21 protein-coding genes and 1 riboswitch are annotated in these 24869 nt (G+C 37.7%); all 21 genes read left to right on the top strand.

From position 1 onward, the window contains the following. Positions 1–1160: 1160 nt before the first annotated feature. The 21 genes from ACFPM4_RS10160 to ACFPM4_RS10060 all read left to right on the top strand — a co-directional run bounded on the left by ACFPM4_RS10160 (position 1161) and on the right by ACFPM4_RS10060 (position 24837). Entirely contained in the window at positions 1161–1703 is a 543-nt protein-coding gene (locus ACFPM4_RS10160; protein WP_382350976.1) for a DUF2179 domain-containing protein, read from the top strand. Beyond that, positions 1700–1888, top strand: coding sequence for an NETI motif-containing protein (locus ACFPM4_RS10155; protein ID WP_144926064.1), 189 nt, complete (start codon positions 1700–1702; stop codon positions 1886–1888). The genes ACFPM4_RS10160 and ACFPM4_RS10155 overlap by 4 nt, the downstream gene beginning before the upstream one ends. Before the next feature lie 67 nt (positions 1889–1955). After that, a riboswitch (purine riboswitch) is annotated at positions 1956–2056 on the top strand. A 118-nt stretch (positions 2057–2174) separates the two neighbouring features. Then, positions 2175–2663, top strand: coding sequence for a 5-(carboxyamino)imidazole ribonucleotide mutase (gene purE / locus ACFPM4_RS10150; protein ID WP_382350972.1), 489 nt, complete (start codon positions 2175–2177; stop codon positions 2661–2663). A 4-nt stretch (positions 2664–2667) separates the two neighbouring features. After that, a complete protein-coding gene (gene purK, locus ACFPM4_RS10145) occupies positions 2668–3780 on the top strand; it encodes a 5-(carboxyamino)imidazole ribonucleotide synthase (RefSeq protein ID WP_382350969.1) in 1113 nt (370 codons plus the stop codon). Between the two features lie 18 nt (positions 3781–3798). Beyond that, positions 3799–5097, top strand: coding sequence for an adenylosuccinate lyase (gene purB, locus ACFPM4_RS10140; RefSeq protein ID WP_382350966.1), 1299 nt, complete (start codon positions 3799–3801; stop codon positions 5095–5097). A 28-nt stretch (positions 5098–5125) separates the two neighbouring features. Further along, positions 5126–5848: a phosphoribosylaminoimidazolesuccinocarboxamide synthase gene (purC, locus tag ACFPM4_RS10135; RefSeq protein WP_382350963.1), complete on the top strand. Its 723-nt coding sequence runs from the start codon at positions 5126–5128 to the stop codon at positions 5846–5848. Next, on the top strand, positions 5841–6095 hold the full coding sequence (purS, locus tag ACFPM4_RS10130; RefSeq protein WP_382350960.1) for a phosphoribosylformylglycinamidine synthase subunit PurS: 255 nt from the start codon (positions 5841–5843) through the stop codon (positions 6093–6095). The genes purC and purS overlap by 8 nt, the downstream gene beginning before the upstream one ends. Continuing rightward, positions 6092–6775: a phosphoribosylformylglycinamidine synthase subunit PurQ gene (gene purQ, locus ACFPM4_RS10125; RefSeq protein ID WP_382350957.1), complete on the top strand. Its 684-nt coding sequence runs from the start codon at positions 6092–6094 to the stop codon at positions 6773–6775. Before purS ends, purQ begins: the two co-directional genes overlap by 4 nt. After that, positions 6759–8981, top strand: a complete 2223-nt coding sequence (gene purL / locus ACFPM4_RS10120) for a phosphoribosylformylglycinamidine synthase subunit PurL (protein ID WP_382350954.1) — start codon at positions 6759–6761, stop codon at positions 8979–8981. The genes purQ and purL overlap by 17 nt, the downstream gene beginning before the upstream one ends. Then, positions 8966–10387 carry an amidophosphoribosyltransferase gene (gene purF, locus ACFPM4_RS10115; RefSeq protein WP_382350951.1) on the top strand — a complete coding sequence of 474 codons (1422 nt, stop codon included), beginning with the start codon at positions 8966–8968 and terminating at the stop codon, positions 10385–10387. Before purL ends, purF begins: the two co-directional genes overlap by 16 nt. Before the next feature lie 129 nt (positions 10388–10516). Further along, a complete protein-coding gene (gene purM, locus ACFPM4_RS10110) occupies positions 10517–11560 on the top strand; it encodes a phosphoribosylformylglycinamidine cyclo-ligase (RefSeq protein ID WP_382350948.1) in 1044 nt (347 codons plus the stop codon). Beyond that, positions 11561–12127, top strand: a complete 567-nt coding sequence (gene purN, locus ACFPM4_RS10105) for a phosphoribosylglycinamide formyltransferase (RefSeq protein WP_382350946.1) — start codon at positions 11561–11563, stop codon at positions 12125–12127. It abuts the gene before it with no gap. 22 nt (positions 12128–12149) lie between these two features. Next, complete coding sequence (purH, locus tag ACFPM4_RS10100) at positions 12150–13682, top strand: bifunctional phosphoribosylaminoimidazolecarboxamide formyltransferase/IMP cyclohydrolase (protein ID WP_382350944.1); 1533 nt, start codon at positions 12150–12152, stop codon at positions 13680–13682. Positions 13683–13734: 52 nt separating this feature from the next. Beyond that, positions 13735–14994 (top strand): phosphoribosylamine--glycine ligase, encoded by a 1260-nt coding sequence (purD, locus tag ACFPM4_RS10095; RefSeq protein ID WP_382350942.1) that lies wholly within the window; start codon positions 13735–13737, stop codon positions 14992–14994. 172 nt (positions 14995–15166) lie between these two features. Beyond that, positions 15167–16909 (top strand): adenine deaminase C-terminal domain-containing protein, encoded by a 1743-nt coding sequence (locus ACFPM4_RS10090; protein ID WP_382350939.1) that lies wholly within the window; start codon positions 15167–15169, stop codon positions 16907–16909. A gap of 47 nt (positions 16910–16956) precedes the next feature. Continuing rightward, positions 16957–18015: a DUF3048 domain-containing protein gene (locus ACFPM4_RS10085; RefSeq protein ID WP_465262176.1), complete on the top strand. Its 1059-nt coding sequence runs from the start codon at positions 16957–16959 to the stop codon at positions 18013–18015. A 30-nt stretch (positions 18016–18045) separates the two neighbouring features. Beyond that, the gene (locus ACFPM4_RS10080; RefSeq protein WP_144926019.1) at positions 18046–18339 is read left to right on the top strand and encodes a YerC/YecD family TrpR-related protein; all 294 of its coding nucleotides are present in this window, start codon (positions 18046–18048) and stop codon (positions 18337–18339) included. Positions 18340–18664: 325 nt separating this feature from the next. After that, entirely contained in the window at positions 18665–19348 is a 684-nt protein-coding gene (gene pcrB / locus ACFPM4_RS10075; protein WP_382350932.1) for a heptaprenylglyceryl phosphate synthase, read from the top strand. A gap of 61 nt (positions 19349–19409) precedes the next feature. Next, positions 19410–21623 carry a DNA helicase PcrA gene (gene pcrA, locus ACFPM4_RS10070; protein ID WP_382350929.1) on the top strand — a complete coding sequence of 738 codons (2214 nt, stop codon included), beginning with the start codon at positions 19410–19412 and terminating at the stop codon, positions 21621–21623. A 19-nt stretch (positions 21624–21642) separates the two neighbouring features. After that, positions 21643–23649 carry an NAD-dependent DNA ligase LigA gene (gene ligA / locus ACFPM4_RS10065; protein ID WP_382350926.1) on the top strand — a complete coding sequence of 669 codons (2007 nt, stop codon included), beginning with the start codon at positions 21643–21645 and terminating at the stop codon, positions 23647–23649. A gap of 57 nt (positions 23650–23706) precedes the next feature. Next, on the top strand, positions 23707–24837 hold the full coding sequence (locus ACFPM4_RS10060; protein ID WP_144926007.1) for a CamS family sex pheromone protein: 1131 nt from the start codon (positions 23707–23709) through the stop codon (positions 24835–24837). Positions 24838–24869 lie beyond the last annotated feature (32 nt).

Here is a 24869-nt window from a genome sequence, read left to right as displayed (position 1 = left end):
GGGTCATCATCATGTCCTCCGTTTAAATGGTTTCTTGGTCGAAAACATTGTATCACGGGTCATGGTGATGACCTATTCTTTTTACACAATTATATGGACTTAATCAAAAACTGTAGAAGAGGTCACTATTACAGCGGAATAGCGCCCAAAAATAAGAAAATCTATTGAAGAGGTCACTATTATAGCGGAATAGTGCCCAAAAATAAGAAAAACTGTAGAAGAGGTCACTATTACAGCGGAATAGCGCCCAAGAATAAGAAAATCTATTAAAGAGGTCACTATTACGGCGGAATAGCGCCCAAGAATAAGAAAAACTGTAGAAGAGGTCACTATTACGGCGGAATAGTGCCCAAGAATAAGAAAAACTGTAGAAGAGGTCACTATTGCAGCGGAATAGTGCCCAAGAATAAGAAAAGCAGTAAAAGAGGTCACTATTAAGATTGATTAAATCCCAAATGAATGGGATATGAAAATTAGGTAACTATTCACTTCAAATAGATACCATGATTAAGAAAATGTTAAATTACAGTCGCTATTCAGGTAAAAAGAGGAATAATATATGATTCCCAAAAGAGGAAAAAATCTTCAGAAGGGAATCAAAGACACCGTATGATTCCCAAAAGAAGAAAAATCACTCTGGAAGGTAATCACATTCCTCTTCTGATTACCTAAAACCCAAATATCTCTTCAAAGGGTAATCAAATCCATCATCTGATTCCCCAAAATAGAAAAATCTCTCTAGAGGATAATCAAATCCCACATCTGATTCTATAAAACCCAAATATCCCTTCAAAAGGTAATCAGCTCCATCATCTGCTTCCCAAAATAGAAAAACCTCTCCGAAAGGTAATCAGTATCCACATCTCATTCCCCAAAAACCAAAAAACTCACATTAAGGTAATCACATTCATCCACTCTCCAAGAAACTAACTCATCATCCAACAGCAGTTCATCACTCCCCCACTCCCCAAATCAATCTGTCAGATGGTTTTTGATGGAAACAAATGTATCCAATTTTTCATAGATTGCAACCAACACCTACACTCAAATCCCAATGATTACCTCCCCCTCATAAAGGGTAAAGGAATATGGATGCTTTGCTTTATGGCGAGTTATTATGGTTATAATAATAAATAGACAATTTTATTGGAGGCTCATTCATGTTAGAGAACACCTTGGTGATGGTAGCAATTATTTTTATTATTAATGTCGTGTATGTTTCCTTTTTTACGATCCGGATGATTTTGACGTTGAAAGGGTATCGATATTTTGCTGCGTTTATTAGTATGATTGAAATTGTGATTTATGTTGTTGGTCTTGGGCTTGTGTTAGATAATTTGAATGAGATTCAGAACGTAATTGCTTATGCAGTAGGGTATGGCGTAGGTGTATTAGTAGGGACGAAAATCGAGGAGAAGCTTGCTCTTGGGTATATTACCGTTAATGTAATTACGAAAGAATATGATAAAGACCTTCCGAAACAATTGCGTGAAGATGGTTATGGTGTTACAAGTTGGGCTGCAAGTGGGTTGGAAGGTGATCGTATGGCATTGCAAGTTTTAACTCCAAGGAGGATGGAGTTAAAACTATATCAACGAATTAAGGAGCTTGATCCGAAGTCTTTCATTATTGCCTATGAACCAAAAGCGATTTATGGAGGTTTCTGGGTGAAGGCTGTGAAGAAAGGTAAGTTGAATCGATGAAGAAAGAGTTTGAAGTGTTGGAAAATGAATCAATTAGTGATTGTTTGCAAAGAATGGAGAAGGAGGGGTATCGACCAGTCAGAAGAATGGAGAAGCCAATATTTAAAGAAGAAAAAGTAAATGGTGAAATAAAATATACACCAATTACCCAAAAAATCATTTTTCAGGGGATAAAGGATAGCTAAACACGAACATTAAAATTTAACTAAAACAAAATGTTCGATTTTTAGATTGTATTCTCTCGTATCTTTTGTTAAAATGAAGTTGTTACCTCGTATATCATGGGAATATGGCCCATAAGTTTCTACCCAATTGCCGTAAATAATTGGACTATGAGGAAAGTAGATTTTGGGAAGCATTTTTATGCTTATTTAAGTATGTATATTTTATCCCCAGATATCCTGCTTTCTGATAAAGAAAGCTGGCTATCTGGGATTTTTTATTTTATTAGATGATGAGCGGAGGATGAAAATGAAGGCCGAAGTTGGAATCATTATGGGAAGTACTTCAGATTGGGAAACGATGAAAAATGCATGTGGAATATTGGATGAATTAGAGGTTCCATATGAAAAGAAAGTTGTCTCAGCACATCGAACACCAGATTTGATGTTTGAGTATGCAGAAACAGCGAAAGAGCGTGGATTGAAAGTAATTATTGCAGGCGCTGGTGGAGCTGCACACCTTCCTGGTATGGTAGCTGCTAAAACTACTCTTCCGGTTATCGGAGTACCAATAGAATCTAAATCATTAAAAGGGTTAGATTCCTTACTATCCATCGTACAAATGCCTGGCGGAGTTCCTGTAGCAACTGTTGCAATTGGCAGAGCAGGAGCTGTAAATGCAGGATTGCTGGCTGCCCAGATTTTAAGTACTCATCAGGAAGAAATTGCAGAACGCTTAGAAGCTAGAAGAAACGACATTAAGGAAAAAGTGTTAGAAAGCAGTGATCAACTTGTCTAATAACATGATTAAGCCTGGTCAAACAATAGGAATTATTGGCGGTGGTCAATTAGGAAGAATGATGACATTATCCGCAAAAGCTTCCGGGTTTAATGTCATTGTGCTAGAACCAACATCCAACTCTCCTGCTGGTCAAGTAGCTGATGAAGAAATCGTTGCATCCTATAATGACCATGACGCATTAGCATTACTAGCCGAAAAAAGTGATGTCATTACATATGAATTTGAAAATATAGACTATGAAGCACTAAAAGCATTAGAGGAGAAAGCACATATTCCACAAGGAGCCGAGATTATTCGGATTACACAAGATCGGATAACTGAAAAAAATACATTACATGCTTCCGGAGTAAAGCTTGCTCCTTTTGAAATCATTCGCTCCGTAGATGAAATTGAAAAAGGGATAGAAAAACTTGATTACCCTTGTGTATTGAAAACTAGCCGTGGGGGATACGATGGCAAAGGACAACGAGTAATTAGAAGTCAGTCAGACATAGAAGAAGCAGGGAAACTTTTAGAAAATGGTCCTTGTGTTCTTGAATCCTGGTTAGAGTTTGAGAAGGAAATCTCCGTTATTGTTACTAGAAACGAAAATGGAGATATGGAATGTTTCCCTGTTGGTGAAAACATTCATCAGGATAATATTCTTCATCAAACCATTGTACCTGCTAGAATATCCGAGACAATTGAATTAGGGGCATATGAATTAGCGAAAAAGATTGCATTACATGTTCAACTAGTAGGAACATTAGCAGTTGAAATGTTTGTAACTAGAAATGGAGAAATATATGTGAATGAATTAGCTCCAAGACCACATAATTCGGGGCACTATTCCATTGAAGCTTGCGATTTTTCACAGTTTGACCAACATATACGAGCTGTGTGCAATTGGCCATTGAAAAAACCATTATTACTAAAGCCAGTAATAATGGTAAATATATTAGGACAACATGTAAATGAACTTATAGACCATATACCCTACGTTTCTGAATGGTCCATTCATTTATATGGAAAACAAGAAGCTAAATATCAAAGGAAAATGGGACATATTACCGTGTTAACAGATGATATAGAAGCAACTCTATTACAATTAAATGATCACCACATTTGGAACTAGAATCGGAGGAAATCTCACATGATAGAGCGCTATACACGACCAGAAATGGGTGCAATATGGACGGAAGAAAATCGTTTTAAAGCATGGTTAGAAGTTGAAATTTTAGCTTGTGAAGCATGGGCGGAGCTAGGTGACATACCGAAAGATGATGTAGCAAAAATTAGAGAACGAGCAACATTTGATATTAATAGAATTCATGAAATTGAAGAAGAAACACGTCATGATGTTGTTGCTTTTACTAGAGCGGTATCAGAATCACTAGGTGAAGAAAGAAAATGGGTCCATTATGGTCTTACTTCAACAGATGTTGTAGATACAGCATTGTCCTATTTGTTAAAGCAAGCAAATGAGATTCTTCTACAAGATATTGAAAACTTCATCGCGATTCTTGGAGAGAAAGCAAAGCAACATAAATATACAGTCATGATGGGAAGAACACATGGTGTTCATGCAGAACCAACAACTTTCGGTTTGAAGCTCGGATTATGGTATGAAGAAATGAAACGTAATTTAGAACGATTTAAACAAGCAGCCGCTGGAGTAGAGTTTGGGAAGTTATCAGGTGCAGTAGGAACATATGCAAATATTAATCCAGTTGTTGAACAATATGTATGTGAAAAACTAGGGATACAACCGGCACCAATTTCAACCCAAACTTTACAAAGAGATCGTCATGCGCATTATTTGGCGGCAATTTCCTTAATTGCTACCTCCATTGAGAAATTTGCAGTGGAAATTCGTGGTCTGCAAAAAAGTGAAACGCGTGAAGTAGAAGAGTTCTTTTCGAAGGGGCAAAAAGGATCTTCTGCCATGCCACATAAACGAAACCCTATCGGCTCTGAGAATATGACCGGTTTAGCAAGAGTTATCCGTGGATACATGATGACTGCCTATGAAAATGTTCCATTATGGCATGAAAGAGATATTTCTCATTCATCTGCAGAACGCATTATTTTGCCTGACGCAACGATTGCATTGAATTATATGTTAAATCGCTTTGCTAATATCGTGAAAAACTTAACTGTTTTCCCGGAGAATATGAAACGCAATATGGATAGAACACTAGGCCTTATCTATTCTCAGCGATTACTGTTAGCGCTAATTGATAAAGGAATGGTTCGTGAAGAAGCATATGATACTGTTCAACCAAAAGCGATGGAAGCTTGGGAGAAACAGGTGCATTTTAGACAGTTGATTGAAGCAGATCCAACAATTCAAAGTAAGTTAACTGCAGAAGAAATAGCAGATTGTTTTGATTATAACTACCATCTGAAACATGTAGACACAATCTTTGAACGATTAGGGCTTAACGATTAAAGCGGAATACTACAAAAGGGGGAATAGGATGGAGAAGCACGGGTTGTTGTATGAAGGTAAGGCTAAAAGAGTGTATCGGACAAATGAATCAGGTGTTTTATGGATAGAATACAAGGATTCTGCCACTGCTTTTAACGGGAAAAAGAAATCGGAAATAATCGGTAAAGGTATTTTGAACAACGAAATATCCACACGTATTTTTTCACTCTTAAAGAGTAAAGGGATCGAAAGTCATTTTATCGAAAGAATCTCAAGCAATGAGCAATTAGTGAGAGAGGTTTCCATCATTCCGTTAGAAGTAGTGACAAGAAACATTGTTGCAGGTAGTTTTGCGGGAAGACTTGGCTTAGAAGAAGGAGCAGTACTCAATAAGCCAATAATCGAATTCTATTATAAAAATGATGAACTGGGCGACCCGTTATTAACGGAAGATCATATAGAAGCTTTAGAGATTGCTAGTCTCGATGAAGTAGCACTACTTAAAGAGAAAGCTTTAAAAATCAATGAAGTGCTTTCACAGCTATTTTTAGAAATCGGGATTCGGTTAGTAGATTTTAAACTAGAGTTTGGAAAAACTGCCTCTAATGAAATCATATTAGCGGATGAAATCTCTCCTGATACATGTCGTCTGTGGGACATAAATACAAATCAGAAGTTAGATAAAGATGTTTTTCGTAAAGATTTAGGAGATTTAACACTTGTATATAAAGAAATATTAAACCGTCTAGGAGGAGAATTTTCACATGTATAAAGTAAAAGTATATGTAACATTAAGAGAGAGTGTATTAGATCCACAAGGGGCAGCAGTAAAAGGTGCACTTCATAGTATGGACTATTTAGATGTAACGGACGTACGTATCGGAAAATATATGGAACTAACGATTGAAAAAACAGACCGTGATATAGATGAAGTTATTAATGAGGTTTGTACTCGTCTGCTTGCAAATCCAGTGATTGAAGATTATCGATATGAGATTGAGGAGAGTGTTGCACAGTGAAGTTCGCCGTAATTGTTTTTCCAGGTTCCAACTGTGATTTAGACATGTTCCATGCAATCAAAGATGAGCTTGGTGAAGAGGTAGAGTATGTAAGACATGATGCTGATAGCTTAGACGAATATGATGGAATTCTATTACCGGGTGGATTTTCATACGGTGACTACTTACGCACGGGAGCAATTGCTCGTTTTTCTAATGTAATGCAAGAAGTAGTAAAAGCTGCAGAGGCTGGAAAACCTGTATTAGGTGTATGTAACGGATTTCAGATTTTACTAGAGTCTGGTCTACTACCAGGTGCGATGAGAAGGAATGAAAGTCTACAATTCATTTGTCGAACAGTGGAATTAAAGGTTGAAAATAACAAGACAATGTTCACTTCTGAATTTAATGACGATGATGTGATTCGAATTCCAATTGCACATGGAGAAGGAAATTATTACTGTGATGATGAAACAATTCAACGTTTAAAGGCGAACAATCAAATTGTTTTCACATATACAGACAATCCTAATGGAAGTGTTGCGAATATCGCTGGTATTACGAATGAAAAAGGTAATGTGCTTGGCATGATGCCACATCCGGAAAGAGCAGTTGATAGTCTATTAGGAAGTGCAGACGGTCTAAAATTATTTCAATCGATCGTGAAAAACTGGAGGGAATCACATGTCGTTAATGCTTGAACCAAATCCATCCCAAATTAAAGAAGAAAAAGTTTATCGTCAAATGGGAGTTACAGATGAAGAATTTGCAATGATAGAAGATATATTAGGCAGGCTACCAAATTACACAGAGCTTGGTTTATTCTCTGTTATGTGGTCAGAGCACTGTAGTTATAAAAACTCTAAGCCAGTATTGAAGAAATTCCCTACATCTGGTGAAAGAGTACTACAAGGTCCTGGTGAAGGTGCAGGAATAGTAGATATCGGTGATAATCAGGCAGTTGTTTTTAAAATAGAAAGCCATAACCACCCTTCAGCAATTGAGCCATATCAAGGAGCAGCTACTGGTGTTGGTGGAATTATTCGCGATGTGTTTTCCATGGGTGCACGTCCGATTGCAATGCTTAACTCGTTACGTTTCGGAGAATTAGAGACTCCGAGAGTGAAATATTTATTTAAAGAAGTTGTTGCTGGAATCGCAGGTTATGGAAACTGTATAGGAATTCCTACAGTTGGTGGCGAGATACAATTTGATCCATGCTATGATGGTAATCCTTTAGTAAATGCAATGTGTGTTGGATTAATTAACCACGAAGATATTCAAAAAGGTCAGGCAAAAGGTATCGGTAATACAGTTATGTATGTTGGTGCTAAAACAGGTAGAGATGGTATACACGGAGCAACGTTTGCTTCAGAAGAATTAAGTGAGACATCAGATGAAAACCGTCCAGCTGTTCAAGTAGGGGATCCATTTATGGAAAAACTTCTACTAGAAGCATGTTTAGAACTTGTGAAATCAGATGCTTTAGTAGGTATTCAAGATATGGGTGCTGCCGGTCTTGTTAGCTCTTCTTCCGAGATGGCAAGTAAAGCAGGTTCAGGTATTGAAATGATTCTTGATGATATTCCGCAACGTGAAACAGGAATGACACCATACGAAATGATGCTATCTGAATCACAAGAAAGAATGTTGATTGTTGTGAAAAAAGGTAGAGAACAAGAGATTATCGATCTTTTCTCCAAATATGGTCTAGAAGCAGTTGCAGTTGGAAAAGTAACAGATGATAAGAAATTACGCTTAATCCATCGTGGAGAAGTTGTTGCAGAGGTTCCTACAGATGCACTTGCAGAGGATGCTCCTGTTTATTATAAACCTTCTTCTGAACCAGCATATTTCCGTGAGTTTCAAGCGATGGAAACAGAGATTCCTAATGTAGAAGATTACAAGGAAACATTATTGAAGTTATTAGCACAGCCTACGATCGCTAGCAAGGAATGGGTTTATAACCAATATGATTATCAAGTTCGTACAAATACAGTGGTTACACCTGGTTCTGACGCGGCAGTTGTAAGAATTCGTGGAACAAGAAAAGCATTAGCTATGACAACAGATTGTAACTCTCGTTATATATACTTAGATCCAGAAACAGGTGGGAAAATTGCAGTTGCTGAAGCAGCTCGTAATGTCGTTTGTTCTGGAGCAGAGCCGATAGCAATTACAGATGGACTTAATTTTGGTAGCCCAGAAAACCCCGAGATTTTTTGGCAAATCGAAAAGGCTGCGGATGGAATTAGTGCAGCTTGTCTCGCACTAAATAGTCCAGTTATTGGTGGAAATGTCTCCCTTTATAATGAAATAAAAGGAGAAGCAATCTATCCTACACCTATTATTGGTATGGTTGGATTAGTAGAAGATCTTGATCATATTACAACACAAAGCTTCAAAAATGTTGGTGATTTAATATATATCATTGGGGAAACAAAACCAGAATTTGGTGGTAGTGAGCTCCAAAAATTACAAAATGGCGAAATTACTGGTAAGTCTCCTGCAATTGATTTAGAAGTAGAAGCTGTAAGACAAAAACAATTACTATCTGCTATTAAATCGGGCCTTGTTTCATCTGCACATGATATTGCAGAAGGTGGAACAGCTATCGCATTAGCAGAATCACTATTTAATACTGCTGGTTTAGGGGCAGAAGTAACACTAGAAGGTGAACCTACTGTAGCACTATTTAGTGAAACACAATCTCGTTTTATTGTTTCAATCAAAGCAGAAAACAAAGAGCAATTTGAGGAACTTGTGGAAGATGCATCCTTCATTGGAAAAGTAACGAACAGTGAAAAGTTAACAATCAAAGATACTAATAGCAATCTATTAATTGATGCACCAATAAATGAATGTGAGAAAGTTTGGAAGGGAGCCATCCCATGCTTGCTGAAATAAGAGGTTTAAATGAAGAATGTGGCGTGTTTGGGATTTGGGGTCATCCCGAGGCAGCACAAATCACCTATTATGGACTTCATAGTCTACAACATCGTGGCCAAGAAGGGGCAGGAATTGTTGTATCTGACGGTGAAAGACTTCAAGCTCAAAAAGGTGAGGGGTTAGTGACAGAAGTTTTTACAGAGGAAATGATTTCAAAACTTCATGGTCAGTCTGCTATCGGTCATGTTCGCTACGCAACAGCAGGTGGAGGCGGAATCGTTAATGTTCAGCCTCTCCTCTTTAACTCACAAAATGGTAGTTTAGCACTTGCTCACAATGGCAATATCGTTAACGCCAATGCGTTGAAACATCAATTGGAAGCACAAGGTAGTATTTTTCAAACGAGTTCAGATACAGAAGTGTTGGCTCATTTAATAAAAAGAAGTGGCTTCCTTACATTAAAGGAACAATTAAAAAATGCACTTACGATGCTAAAAGGTGCATATGCCTTTTTATTAATGACAGAAAATGAATTACTGATTGCATTAGATCCGAATGGTCTACGTCCTTTATCAATCGGTAAAATTGGAGATTCTTACTGTGTAGCATCTGAAACATGTGCATTTGATATTATTGGTGCAGAGTTTGTTCGCGATGTTTTGCCAGGTGAATTAATCATTATTAATGATGATGGGTTACACTCTGAATTTTTCTCGTATTCCACTTCAAATGCTATTTGTACGATGGAGTATGTGTATTTTTCTCGTCCTGATAGTGACATACAGGGAATTAATGTCCATTCTGCGAGAAAAAATCTCGGCCGTGTACTAGCGCGTGAAGCTAATATAGAAGCAGATGTTGTAACAGGTGTACCAGATTCTAGTATATCCTCAGCTATTGGTTTCGCGGAAGAGGCAGGATTACCATATGAAATGGGTCTTATCAAAAACCGTTATGTAGGGCGTACATTTATAAAACCATCGCAAGAGCTACGAGAACGCGGAGTGAAGATGAAGCTATCACCAGTTCGCAAAGTCGTAGAAGGAAAACGTGTCATTATGGTGGATGATTCTATCGTTCGTGGTACGACTTCCAAGCGGATTGTCACGATGTTAAAAGAAGCTGGTGCGAAAGAAGTTCACGTTTGTATCAGTTCTCCACCAATGAAAAGTCCGTGTTTTTATGGAATAGATACGTCTACACATGAAGAACTTATTGCGTCTCAACATAGTGTAGAGGAAATTTGTAAAATCATTGGTGCTGACTCGTTAACTTTCCTTAGTGTTGAAGGTACGTTAGATGCAATTGGCAGACAAGGTTACGGGAAAAACTGTGGTCAATGTATGGCGTGCTTCACAGGTGAATACCCAACGGAAATATTCTCAGATACATTATTACCCCATGAGAAGGAATTAAGCAGATAAGAGCGGTGAGAATCCATTCAATGATTGTATGACAATCATTTTACGGATTTCCACGCTCTATCCATGGAAATAATTCCCATTATTAAAACGCAAAAATGACAGGTATCTTTCGAAAGGAGATATATGGAAATGGCGAACGCATATGAACGTGCTGGAGTTAATATCGAGGCTGGTTATGAAGCGGTCGAAAAAATAAAAAAGCATACGAATCGGACATTACGTACAGGAGTATTAGGGCAACTTGGTAGCTTTGGTGGAATTTTTGACTTAACAGCTCTCAACTTGAAAGAACCAGTACTTGTTTCGGGCACAGATGGTGTTGGTACTAAGCTGAAGCTCGCCTTTATGACAGATCGCCATGACACAATTGGCGTAGACTGTGTAGCAATGTGTGTCAATGATATAGTTGTTCAAGGAGCAGAACCTTTATATTTTCTTGATTATGTTGCACTTGGGAAAGCAGTACCGACAAAAATTGAACAAATAGTGAGTGGCATTGCAGATGGCTGTGAACAAGCTGGTTGTGCCTTAATTGGTGGCGAAACAGCAGAAATGCCTGGTTTATATGATATAGATGAGTATGATTTAGCAGGATTCTCCGTTGGTGCTTGTGAGAAATCACAATTAATTACTGGTGATACTATTCAAGCTGGTGATGTGTTAATCGGGCTTGCTTCGAGCGGAATTCATAGTAACGGATATTCTTTAGTTCGAAAAATTTTCTTAGAAGAACAAGGTTTTGATTTGGATATAGAGTTACCAGAACTATCAAGAAAACTTGGTGATGAACTTCTAGAGCCGACAAGGATTTATGTGAAATCTATTTTAGCAGCATTAAGGACATTTGAAATTAAGGGGATGTCACATATTACCGGCGGAGGTTTTATTGAAAATATCCCAAGAATGCTTCCAGAAGGTTTAGGTGCAAAAATTAATCAAGGCTCGTGGCCAATTTTACCTATATTCCATGCTTTAGAGAAATATGGAAATCTGAATCGCCAGGAGATGTACAATATCTTTAATATGGGTATCGGTTTTGTCGTTGCTGTAAATGCTAGCGATGCAGATGAAATTGTTCAATTCTTTGAAGCTCAAGGTGAGAAAGCATATAAGATTGGTTCTGTCACTAACCGAGATGGTGTTGAGTTTGAAGAACAGGCGGAGGGAAGGTAAGTGAAAAAGATTGCCATATTTGCCTCCGGAACAGGGAGTAATTTTCAAGCATTAATCGATGCAGTAAAGGCTGGCTCGCTAAATGTAGAGGTAAAACTACTAGTTTGTGATAAGCCAGGTGCAGCTGTTATCGAGAAGGCAGAACGTGCATCTGTACCGACATTTGTATTTCATCCAAAACAATATGCTAGTAAAATAGAGTTTGAAACAATTATTATGAACAAACTTCAAGAACTTGAAGTAGATTATGTTATTCTTGCAGGATATATGAGATTAATAGGAGCAACTTTACTTTCAGCATTTCAAAATCGAATTATTAATATTCATCCATCTTTATTACCAGCTTTTCCAGGGAAAGATGCTATTGGTCAGGCATTTAGAGCGAGAGTAAAAGAAGTTGGGGTAACGATTCATTATGTAGATGCAGGAATGGATACCGGCCCTATTATTGCGCAAAGAGCAATACAGTTATCAGATAATGATAGTATGGAAGACGTGGAAAACAAAATTCATGCCATCGAGCATATTTTTTATCCCGAAACTTTAGAATCTTTGTTTAATAAATAATTCGTCGTAGGAGGGGAACAGCGTGAAAAGAGCGTTAATAAGTGTTTCTGATAAAACTGGTGTAGTAGATTTTGCGAAAGAACTAGTTACCCTTGGATTTGAAATTTTATCAACAGGTGGTACAAAGAAAGCATTAGAAGAAAATAATGTTCCTGTTATTGGTGTAGATGAAATTACAGGTTTTCCTGAAATTTTGGAAGGTCGTGTAAAAACATTACATCCGAACATTCATGGTGGTCTTTTAGCTAAACGTGATGATGAAAGTCATTTAGAGCAATTACAACAACAAGGTATTCAACCAATTGATCTTGTTTGTGTTAATTTGTACCCTTTCCAGCAAACAATTGCGAAACCAGATGTAACGCCAGAAGATGCAATCGAGAATATTGATATAGGTGGCCCATCCATGCTACGTGCTGCTGCAAAAAATCACGATTATCTTACAGTAGTTGTCGATGCTGTGGATTATGCTGGAGTCCTTTCTGAACTTCGCGAAAATGGTGAGGTATCAAAGGAAACGAAACGTAAACTTGCTGCAAAAGTCTTCCGTCATACTGCAGCGTATGATGCACAAATTGCAGAATACATGACAGAATTAGTTGGCGAACAACAGCCAGAACGTGTCACATTTACATATGAGTTAAAACAAAACTTACGCTACGGAGAGAATCCGCATCAGCAAGCAGCTTTCTATAAGCGTCCACTTGGATCTGAGTTTTCAATTGCCTACGCAACACAATTGCATGGTAAGGAACTTTCCTACAACAACATCCATGATGCGGATGCTGCATTACAAATTGTGAAAGATTTTGAAGAACCTGCTGCTGTAGCGGTTAAACATATGAACCCATGTGGGGTTGGAATTGGTGCAAACGCCAATGAAGCATTCCAAAAGGCATATGAGGCAGACTCTACTTCCATTTTCGGGGGAATCGTTGCATTCAATCGTGAAGTTGATGCAGATACAGCTCGTCAACTTCATGAAATTTTCTTAGAAATTGTTATAGCACCTTCATTTACAGAGGAAGCATTATCAATCTTAACTGCCAAGAAGAATTTGAGATTACTAACAATTGATTTTGAAAAAGAAAATAAGCAAGAAAAGGTATTAACATCTGTTGAAGGTGGCTTATTGCTACAAGATCAAGATTCATATACTTTCGAAGATGCGGAGATTACTGTTCCAACAAAACGTCAACCAACTGAAGAAGAACTTGCTGCATTAAAATTAGGTTGGAAAGTTGTAAAACACGTGAAATCAAATGCAATCGTAGTCGCTGGAAATGATATGACACTAGGTGTTGGCGCTGGTCAAATGAATCGAGTTGGCGCTGCAAAAATTGCACTAGAACAAGCAGGAGAGCGTGCAAAAGGTGCTGTACTAGCTTCCGATGCTTTCTTCCCAATGGGAGATACAGTAGAAGCTGCCGCTAAAGCTGGAATAACTGCTATCATCCAACCAGGTGGCTCCATACGTGATGAAGAATCGATCAAAGCATGTGACGAAAACGGAATCGCAATGGTATTTACCGGAATTCGCCACTTTAAACATTAAGGAAGAAAAGCGGAAGGCGCCGTAGTAGCCAACAAAAGCGGAGGTGAATGTATTGAAAGTACTTATCGTAGGTAGTGGCGGCAGGGAGCATGCTCTTTGTAAAAAAGTAAAAGAGAGCAAGCTTGTAACATCTGTTTACTGTGCTCCTGGAAATGCGGGGATTGCGGAAGATGCTGTGATTGTACCAATCGTAGAGACGGACTTTTCGAACTTAATTCAATTTGCCAAGCAAGAAAAGATTGATTTAACGATAGTCGGCCCTGAAGTTCCCCTTGCTGCTGGAATTGTTGACGAGTTTGAAGCTGCAGGTTTAAAGGTGTTTGGTCCTAGAAAAAATGCAGCTATTATAGAAGGAAGTAAATCATTTGCAAAGGAATTAATGAAGAAATACAATATTCCAACTGCTGATTATCAAACATTCCAATCTTATGAAGATGCGAAGGCATATATAGAAGAAAAAGGTGCACCTATTGTAATCAAAGCAGATGGTCTTGCTGCTGGTAAAGGTGTGGTTGTTGCAACGACAATGGAGGAAGCTGATGCAGCTTTAAAAGATATGCTATTAGATGCTAAATTTGGTAAATCTTCTGCTAGTGTCGTTATTGAAGAGTTTTTGGAAGGGGAAGAATTTTCACTAATGGCTTTTGTTCATGGTGAAAATGTATATCCAATGGTCATTGCCCAAGACCATAAACGAGCATTTGATGGCGATACAGGTCCAAATACAGGTGGTATGGGAGCATACACTCCAGTACCACATATACCTGAGGCTGAAGTAGAGCGAGCAGTACAGGAGGTTTTACTGCCTACTGCTAAAGCAATGATTCAAGAGGATCGTCCTTTTACAGGGATTTTGTATGCTGGATTAATTCAAACAGAGCATGGTCCGAAAGTGATTGAATTTAATGCACGTTTTGGTGATCCGGAAACTCAAGTTGTTTTAGCAAGACTTGAAAGTGACCTAGTTCAGCTCGTGTTGGATCTTCAGGAAGGGAATACGCCTAACATTAAATGGTCTAACGATGCTGTTGTCGGTGTTGTACTAGCTGCAAAAGGCTATCCAGGGGACTATGAAAAAGGAGTGGCAATTCCGAACTTCGAATCAAGTGATCCAAACGTCTCCCTATTCCATGCAGGGACAACTCGCCCAAATGCAGAAGGTCCTTACTTATCTAATGGTGGACGCTTATTACTAACAGCAGCGAAGGCAGAAACAATTGCGGCTGCCATGGAAAAAGTTTATTCGGAGATGAAACAACTAGATCATCCAGAGTTCTTCTATAGAAAAGATATTGCAAAAAAAGCACAATAACGACAAGTATCGACGAAAGGGGTCAGGCTTAGATAAGTCTAGCCCCTTTATTTTATTGAGATGGATACGTTTTCACAAATTGTTAATAATTCACTGTAAAACTTTACTGCGTTAAAATTTTTGATATGTTAAAATAATATTATCCAATGTTATATTCCCAGGAGGAATGTATATGTTAGAACAAAAATATAGATGGAAAAATAAAGAGATACGAGAACAGGTTAGTATTATAAATGGGAAAATAGCACCTACGATAATATTAAAAAATGCACGCTTTTTACACACTATGTTGCGTAAATGGATAACAGCTCATATATGGATACATCAAGACCGGATCATTTATGTTGGTGAAGAATTGCCGGAGAAGACTAAAAATAGTGAGATTATTGATTGCTCCGGATTTACACTTGTCCCCGGGTATATCGAACCTCACGTACATCCGTTTCAATTATACAATCCACAATCATTTGCTCGTTATGCTGCTCAAACAGGTACAACAACATTAATAAATGATAACTTAGTATTGTTTTTAAAACTACAAAAAAAGAAAGCGTTTTCTATTATAAATGAACTTAATCAGTCTCCAGTTACGATGTACTGGTGGAGTCGATACGATTCACAGACAGAATTAAAAGGCGAAGAAGTCATTTTTACGAATGAAGATATCAAATCGTGGTTAGAAAATGATCAAGTTGTACAAGGTGGGGAGCTTACTGGTTGGCCGAAGCTACAAGATGGTGATGATTTAATGCTTCATTGGATTCAGGAGACGAAGCGACTTGGCAAAAAGGTAGAAGGTCATTTACCTGGCGCTTCTGAGCGTACATTAGCGAGAATGAAGTTATTTGGTGTAGATAGTGATCACGAAGCGATGACTGGAGAAGAAGTCTATAACAGATTAATGCATGGATATACTGTTTCATTAAGACATTCTTCTATTCGTCCTGATTTACCGAAACTATTACAAGAAATGCAGGAGTTAAATATTGATCAGTATGATTCACTTATGTATACAACGGACGGTTCTACACCAGGCTTTTATCAAGATGGGGTCATGGATAAGTTGATTCGCATTGCAATTGATAACGGAGTTCCCGTAATAGACGCGTATAGAATGGCTACTCACAATATCGCTAGTCATTACAACTTGCTACATCACCATGGGATGATCGCAACAGGTAGGATAGCAAATATTAATATTCTTTCTAATGAACTAGATCCTACTCCGATTTCCGTACTGTCAAAAGGGCAATGGGTGAAAAAAGATGGTATTGAGCTGGAGATACATGATGAAGTAAATTGGAGTGAATTTGGATTACAACCTTTGCAACTAGATTGGGATATTGAACAATCTGATATGCAATTCTCTATGCCGTTTGGAATTGAAATGGTTAATGCTGTTATCACAAAGCCATATTCTATCAAAATTGACTTAGGATTAGAGACTCTTCCTGCAGAAAGTGAAGAAAATTTCTTTATGTTACTAGACGTAAAAGGAAAATGGCGGATCAACACATTATTAAAAGGTTTTGCTAATGGTGTTAGTGGATTTGCATCTTCTTTTTCAAATACAGGCGATATTATTTTAATTGGTAAGAGCAAACCTGACATGATGGCAGCATTTAAACGTATGAAGGAAATCGGTGGGGGGATTGTGTTAGTGGAGAATGGAAAAGTCATTCATGAAATTCCGTTACCTTTAGCAGGGATTATGTCTGATCGGAAAATGGAAGATCTAATGGTAGAGGAACAACGATTAAAAGATTTATTAGTAGAAAGAGGATATTCTTTTGGTGATCCAATCTATTCTCTACTCTTTTTTACAGCCACTCATCTCCCATATATTCGCATTACACAACAAGGAATGTACGATGTTATGAATAAAACAGTACTTTTTCCGACGTTAATGCGTTAAAATGATAGAGTGGTACTCTAAAGAATAGTCTAGGGGATGGTAATTTGTTGAAAAAGAAGATACCGCTCATGTTCATTTTGTTACTATTGTTCGTTTTGACTGCATGTAATGCTTCTGATGAAGGCGAAAAAGACAATGGATCTAACCAGAATCCTGTTCCAGAGGAGAAAGATAACGAGGATGGGAAAGATGAGGAAATAGTAGAAACAGATCCATATCAATTTCCGCTAACAGGTATTGGTATGCAGGATGAATCGACACAAAGAGCAGTCGCTGCAATGATCAGTAATCAGCCACCAGCACGACCACAAACGGGCTTGTCCAAAGCCGACGTTGTATATGAAATTCTTGCAGAAGGTTCAATTACTAGGTTTTTAGCGATTTATCAAAGTGATCTTCCAGAGAATATCGGACCGATTCGTAGTGCTCGTGACTATTTTATTGATATCTCTCAAGGCTATGATAGTGTATATATTGCCCATGGATATAGTCCGGAAGCAAAAAAAATGTTGAATTCAGGTAAGTATGATCATTTAAATGGGATACGCTATGATGGCAGCTTATTCAAACGAGCTTCATTCCGAAATGCCCCACATAATTCTTATATAACGTTCCAAAACATAGAAAAAGGGGCTAATGATGAAGGATTTAGTTTATCTGGTGCTCCAAAACCAATGGCGTTTCTTTCAGAGGATGATGTAGCAAACCTCACAGGGGAAAACGGTGCAGAATTGACAATCAAGTATAGCTCTAATAATAATCAATTAAACGCAGAGTATAAGTTTAATGCTCAAACAGGAAAGTATGAGCGTTACTCTGGTGGTGTAAAAACAGCAGAACTAGATTCCAATATACCTGTATTAATTGATAATATAATCGTAGTAGAAACGACACATCGAATTATTGACTCTAAAGGTAGACGAGATATAGATTTATCTTCTGGTGGTAAAGCGCTGCTATTCCAAAAAGGTAAGGTCAAGGAAGTAGAGTGGAAGAATGAAAGTGGACGTCTCGTTCCTTATGAAGGTGGTCAACCTGCAAAACTAGTACCAGGAAAGACTTGGTTCAATGTCGTTCCAGATATGAATATCGTTTCGTATCAATGATAGCTTTGTTTGAATAAAGGAGATATAGATATGCAAATTGAGAAACTAAGAGGTAGAGAGCTTGATCAGTTATTTGCAGCAATTTTGTCTTTGAAGGATATCGAAGAATGTTACCGTTTCTTTGATGATCTTTGTACGATTAATGAAATCCAGTCGTTATCTCAACGATTAGAAGTTGCAAGGATGTTAAAAGAAGGGAAAACATATCATAAAATCGAGACAGAAACTGGTGCAAGTACAGCAACCATTTCTCGCGTAAAACGTTGCCTCAATTTTGGTAACGATACGTACGAAATGGTGCTAGATAGAATTAAAGAAAAATGATGATGAACCTAGTATGAATTCAACACCTAAATGGTGAAGATTCATACTAGGTTTTACTTTTTTAAATACATAAAAGTATAACCATATGTTTTTTTCAAGGTTGATTGGAGCGGAAGGTGGCGAGACTCCTGCGGAATGTGCGGTAGCCGTTAGTAGCATGAGATAGACAGGAGCCTAACGCTTTTCCATGCCTGCGGAAAGCAATCCACCTGTAGCGTAAATCAATCGTCAACATGAAAATAACTTTTCTTCTATTTCACTCGGAGTGTATGGCCCAAAATGTTATAATATAATTTGGTATAAGGATTGGAGGATTGGGAGATTTATGTACGATATAAAAGAATGGCGTCATGCATTTAAACTTGATCCGGATAAGGACATATCTGACACAGAGCTTGAACAAATTTGTGAATCAGGGACGGACGCTATTATTGTCGGTGGAACAGACAATGTTACACTTGATAAAGTTCTTAACTTAATGTCTAGAATTAGAAGATATACAGTTCCATGCGTATTAGAAGTGAGCAATCTGGAATCTATTACACCTGGATTTGATTTATACTTCATTCCCTCCGTACTAAATAGTCGTGATTTAAAATATCATTCTGGACTTCATCATCAAGCGGTAAAAGCTTATGGAGAGATTATGGATTGGAATGAAATTATCATAGAAGGTTATTGTATATTAAATGAACATTGCAAAGTAGCAGAGCGAACAAATGCTAATACTAATTTGGATGATGATGATGTCATTGCTTATGCACTTATGGCGGAAAAAATGTTTAAGATGCCAATTTTCTATATGGAATATAGTGGCACATACGGAAATCCACAGCTTGTCGGTAAAGTGAAAAACACGCTTTCCAACACAACGTTATTTTACGGTGGCGGTATAAGCAATGTCGATCAAGCAAAAGAGATGAGCGAACATGCAGATGTTATTATTGTAGGAAATGCTCTATACGAAGATTTCCAAGAAGCGTTAAAAACAGTTAACATATTCAAGTGACAGCGAAATAATTATAATGTACAATAGAACAAATGTTCTTACTAGGTGGTGTGAGTAGAAAATGCAATTTTTATCAAATCGTCTGCTTGAGGGATTAAACCCCGAGCAGAAAGAGGCTGTCAAGACAACAGATGGTCCATTATTAATTATGGCTGGTGCGGGAAGTGGAAAGACTCGAGTATTAACGCATCGAGTCGCCTATTTAATGGTGGAGAAGGGAATAAACCCTTACAATATTTTAGCGATTACGTTTACAAATAAAGCTGCTCGCGAAATGAAAGAACGGATTGGGAAAATCATGGGGGGAGCAGCGGAAGAAGTATGGATATCCACATTTCACTCCATGTGTGTACGAATATTAAGACGAGATATTGATCGACTAGGCTATAATCGTAATTTTACGATTCTCGATTCTGCAGATCAGTTGTCTGTTATCAAAAATATTTTAAAAGACCGTAACATTGATCCGAAAAAGTTTGAACCACGCGCTATATTAAATTCGATTAGTAGTGCAAAAAACGAATTAGTTACACCGGAAGAATATGAAAAAACAGCAGCAGGATTTTATGCTCAAACAATTAGCGATGTATATAAAGAGTATCAACGTAGGTTGAGAAGAAATAGTTCGCTCGATTTCGATGATTTAATTATGGTGACAATCCAATTATTTCATCGTGTTCCAGATGTGTTGGAATTTTATCAACGTAAGTTTCAATATATACATGTTGACGAGTATCAAGATACGAACAGAGCGCAATACACTTTAGTAAAATTACTAGCAGCGCGTTTACGAAACCTATGTGTTGTCGGTGATTCCGACCAATCTATTTATCGTTGGCGTGGAGCGGATATTACGAATATCCTTTCTTTTGAAAAAGACTATCCAAATGCAAAAGTGATTTTACTAGAACAAAATTATCGTTCGACGAAGCGGATTTTGGAAGCTGCAAACGAAGTAATTAAAAATAACTTTAATCGTAAGCCGAAAAACCTTTGGACTGATAATCAAGATGGACCAAAAATTATGTATTACCGTGCTGACGGTGAACAGTCTGAAGCGCAATTTGTCGCTGGGAAAATAAAAGAGATCACTGCTAAGGGAGATCATAAACTGTCTGATATTGCCATTCTTTATCGAACAAATGCACAGTCCCGTGTAATGGAGGAAGTATTACTTAAATCGAATATCGAGTACAATATCGTGGGCGGAACAAAGTTCTATGATCGTAAAGAGATTAAAGACTTGCTTGCATATTTACGTCTAATAGCGAATCCGGATGACGATATTAGTTTACAACGGGTTATTAATGTTCCGAAACGAGGAATAGGCGCAACTTCATTCGATAAAATTGCTAATTATGCACAAGCAAATGATTTATCGCTTTATCAAGCGCTAAGTGAGATTGATTTTATTGGCTTATCAGGGAGAATTGCAAATGCAGCAGCAGAATTCTACGGCCTCATCCGTAATTACACACAAATGCAAGAGTATCTGTCTGTAACAGAGCTTGTAGAGGAAGTAATTGAGAAATCTGGTTATCGAGATATGTTAATTGCAGAGAAATCACTAGAAGCTGAGAGTCGACTCGAGAATATTGATGAGTTTTTATCTGTAACAAAGAGCTTTGAAGATGGTAGTGAGGATAAAAGTTTAATTGCTTTTCTAACAGACTTAGCATTAGTTGCAGATATTGATAAATTAGATGAAGATGGTACTCCTGGTGATGCGATTACTCTAATGACTCTGCACTCTGCAAAAGGTCTAGAATTTCCAGTAGTCTTTTTAATTGGAATGGAAGAAGGAGTTTTCCCACATAGCCGTTCCTTAATGGAAGAGGAAGAAATGGAAGAAGAGCGTAGGTTAGCTTACGTAGGAATTACTCGAGCAGAACAACAACTGTATTTGACGAATGCTCAGATGAGGACATTATTTGGTAGAACAAATATGAATCCTGTATCGCGTTTTATTGCAGAAATTCCTGAAGAATTAATCGAAAACATAAATGAAATGCAAAAAGCAAATAGAGCGAACACTGTGAGATCGACTATGACAAGTGGCGGTCTTAGACAGAAACCTGTTTCACGTCCAGCTTCTAATGGTGCAGCAGACATCGGCTGGAAAGTTGGCGATAAAGCGGAACATAAGAAATGGGGTATTGGAACAGTTGTTAGTGTGAAAGGAACGAGTGATAGTATAGAACTCGATATTGCCTTCCCTAGCCCAACAGGCATAAAACGCCTATTAGCACAATTTGCTCCAATTACAAAGGTTTAATAAGGAAAGAGGTGCTCATATGGATGAAAAATCACTAGAAAAACGAGTACAACAGTTACACGAATTATTAAATAAATATAATTATGAGTATTATGTGTTAGATAATCCATCCGTACCAGATGCAGAATATGACAAACTATTAAACGAACTAATTGAAATAGAAAAGCAACATCCTGAATGGGTGACACCTACTTCTCCAACGCAAAGAATAGGAGCTGAACCACTCCCTACATTCCAAAAAGTTCGTCATCAAACACAAATGATGAGTCTCGCAAATGCCTTCTCTGAAGAAGACTTACGTGATTTTGATCGAAGAATTCAACAAGCAATAGGCGATAATTATTCCTATATGTGTGAATTGAAAATCGATGGACTTGCAGTGTCTTTACGCTATGTAGACGGCATATTTAGCCAAGGCTCTACTCGTGGAGACGGAACAGTAGGAGAGGATATTACAGCAAATCTAAGAACAATTAGGTCGATTCCCCTTAAACTAAAAGAACCATATACTCTTGAAGTTCGAGGGGAAGCATTCATGCCTAAAAAGTCATTTGAAGCTTTAAATAAAGAAAGAGCAGAAAGTGGCGAGGTATTATTTGCAAATCCAAGAAATGCTGCTGCTGGATCACTGCGCCAGCTAGATCCAAGGATAGCAGCATCTCGTAATTTGGATGTGTTTTTGTACGGTATCGGTGATGTAGGTACTACTGGTGTTACGACTCATAGTTCAGGGTTAGAGTTGTTAGAAACGCTGGGACTAAAAGTTAATAAAGAGCGTCGTGTTTGTAAGAGCATAGAGGATGTACTCGAATACATTGAAGAGTGGACAGAGAAACGGAGTCAACTTGATTACGACATTGATGGAATTGTGATAAAAGTAGATTCCTATGCACAGCAAGAAGAATTAGGTAGCACGGCAAAATCACCACGCTGGGCAATTGCTTATAAATTTCCAGCTGAAGAAGTAGCAACAAAGCTAATAGATATTGAACTTAGTGTTGGAAGAACGGGTGTAGTTACTCCAACGGCTATATTAGAGCCAGTACAAGTTGCAGGTACCACTGTGCAAAGAGCATCACTCCATAATGAGGATTTAATACGAGAAAAAGATATTATGCTCGGTGACTTTGTCATTGTGAAAAAAGCCGGTGATATCATTCCGGAAGTAGTGAACGTACTCGTAGAACGACGTACTGGCGATGAAGTTGCTTTCCAAATGCCTACTCATTGTCCGGAATGTGAGAGTGAGTTAGTTCGTATCGAGGGCGAAGTAGCATTGCGTTGTATAAATCCAACATGCCCTGCGCAAATTCGGGAAGGTCTCATCCACTTTGTATCCAGAACAGCGATGAATATTGAAGGTATAGGCGAAAAAGTCATCTCACAACTATTTGCAGCTGAGCTTATTAGAGATCCAGCAGATTTATATTTCTTAACGAAAGAACAATTGTTAAACTTAGAAAGAATGGGAGAGAAATCAGTCTCTAATTTACTTGAATCGATTGTAGCTTCCAAACAAAATTCTTTGGAAAAACTCCTTTTTGGTCTAGGAATTCGACATGTCGGGGCAAAAGCAGCGAAAACCCTTGCTGAGCACTTTGAGACAATGGATAAACTGAAAGCTGCAACGAAAGAGGAATTAGTTGCTATCGAAGAAATTGGCGATAAAATGGCGGATGCAATTGTCACGTTTTTTGACAGTGAAGATCTCCAAGCGTTAATTGATAAGTTAAAAACAGCTGGAGTTAATATGGAGTACCTTGGACCAAAGCGTAATCAAATAGAAAATGTTGATTCTTTCTTCAATGGTAAAACAATTGTCTTAACGGGGAAATTAGAACAATTAACTCGGAATGAAGCTAAGGAAAAGATTGAATTACTAGGCGGAAAAGTAAGCGGTAGTGTAAGTAAGAAGACAGATTTGGTAATCGCAGGTGAAGATGCTGGTTCTAAACTTACAAAAGCAGAGCAACTTGGTATAGAAATTTGGGATGAAAACAGACTAGTCGAAGAACTGGCTGATTAATACATTCCAAACCTCATACTGAGAAAATGGAATTCTTCTTAAAAGGTGGAAAACGGTATGAAAAAATGGTTATCGCTCATTTTAGTAGCGACTCTCTTAAGTGGGTGTATGCCTACTTTGGAAAAAAATGATGAAGTTGTCCAGGAAGACGATGAACAACAAGAAACATCTATTATCCCAAATTATCAAATAGATGAATCTTATTATCGCTCCATTATTCCGTTTGAACCTAGTCAAACTAGAGGAATGGTCGTCTCCAACCTGCGTTCCAGTTATGATATTAAAGAATTTGAAACAGGTTTAATGCGTGTAGCGAAGGAGCATTTCTCTACTGATAAATATGTGTTTCAAGAAGGCCAGAAGCTAGATAAAGAGACCGTTAGTAGTTGGTTAAAAAGAAAATCGAGTCCAAATGATAGTGTGGGTTTAAATCCATATAATGATGAGAAAGGCTCAATTGAAGAGCAGAATGAAAAAAATCCTATTTATTTAGCACATATATTGGAACATAATTATTTAGTTAAAAATGATAAAACTGTGAAATTAGGCGGAATTGTCATTGGACTAGCCTTAAACTCTGTTCATTACTATCAGAAGGAACAATGGGGCGCAACATATGAAACAAAAATTAGCCATGAGAAACTCGCTGCAGAAGGTAAAAAAATGGGAGAGGAAATTCTCAAAAGGCTACGAGCTATGGAAGGCGTTGGCGATGTACCGATTACTATTGCCTTGTTTGAGCAACAAGCAAAAAATGCTGTGATTCCTGGGAACTTTTTTGCATATGCCCATTCAAGTAAAGGAAATTCACTTGGTGATTGGAAATCGATAGATGAAAAATATTATTTATTCCCATCTAGTAAAGCGAAACAAGATCATCGTGAAGACGAAGCAAAATTTTTAAGATTTAAAGATGACATAGAAAAGTTCTTCCCTAATTACAATGGTGTCATTGGACAAGCTTTTTATGTAAATGATCAATTTACAAGACTTACAATCGAAATACCGATTCAGCTGTATGGAAAAGCAGAAATTATCGCATTTACGCAATGGGCCACCTCTCTGGTGATGGACCACTTCCCAGAATATATTAGAGTGGAAGTAAACATCTCTTCCGTAAGTGGTCCGGAAGCATTAATTGTCAAAAATGCAGGAAAAGAAGAAGAACCATTCGTTCATATTTATTAGTTTTAAGTTATTAGTGTTTCAAATTTTTATGT

The organism is Lederbergia graminis (assembly GCF_042655485.1).
In the GTDB taxonomy this organism is placed as follows: Bacteria; Bacillota; Bacilli; order Bacillales; family Bacillaceae_C; genus Lederbergia; species Lederbergia graminis.
The sequence above is the reverse complement of the archived record's forward strand: the minus strand, read 5'-3'. Positions and strand labels throughout refer to the sequence as shown.